Annotated in this window: 1 protein-coding gene; it reads right to left on the reverse strand. The window is 60.9% G+C overall.

Going from position 1 to position 596, the window contains the following annotated elements; translation table 11 throughout:
- The coding region (locus tag ADICYQ_RS00785; protein ID WP_200861862.1) for a dihydroorotase at nucleotides 1-504 on the reverse strand (504 nt) is incomplete at its 3' end.
- Nucleotides 505-596: the final 92 nt, after the last annotated feature.

A 596-nucleotide genomic window follows, 5' to 3' on the forward strand; every position in this document is an offset into this window, starting at 1 on the left:
GATGTCGGCGTCCTTGCCCACTTCGAGACTGCCCTTGCGCGCGTCGATCCCGAAGCGCCGAGCCGGGGTGATCGTCAGGGCGTCGACGACGTTACTGAAGGTAGATAATTGGGGATCACGGGCCAGTGCGCGTCCGAGCGTGACGGCGACGAGGGTCTCAACGCCTGGTACACCGGAATGGTTGTCGAGGATGTGTTCGTGCGACTTAAATTCCACTGGCCACGGAGCGTGGTCCGACGAGATCACACTGACATCGCCCGCCTCAAGCCGCTCCCACATTCCCGCTTGATCCACCCGTGTGCGCAACGGTGGATTGATCTTTAAATAACCGTGCTGCTGATCCAGGTCGTCCTGGGTGAAGACGAGGTAGTGAGGGCAGGTCTCCAGCGTGACGTCAACGCCTTGTTCTTGGTACCACGAGACCAGATCTATGCTCCTCGGCAGCGACAGGTGACACACATGAAGGGCCGTACCACGATCCGCTGCGATCTCAAGGGCAGTCAATACTCCCAACGTCTCCGACACCGGTGGGCGCGAACGTGAATGTGCCTGCGCTTCGGTCGGCCGAGTGGCTCGTTCGACCCCGAGAAGGCCCT

Origin of the sequence: Cyclobacterium qasimii M12-11B (genome assembly GCF_000427295.1) — a bacterium.
Lineage (GTDB): Bacteria > Bacteroidota > Bacteroidia > Cytophagales > Cyclobacteriaceae > Cyclobacterium > Cyclobacterium qasimii.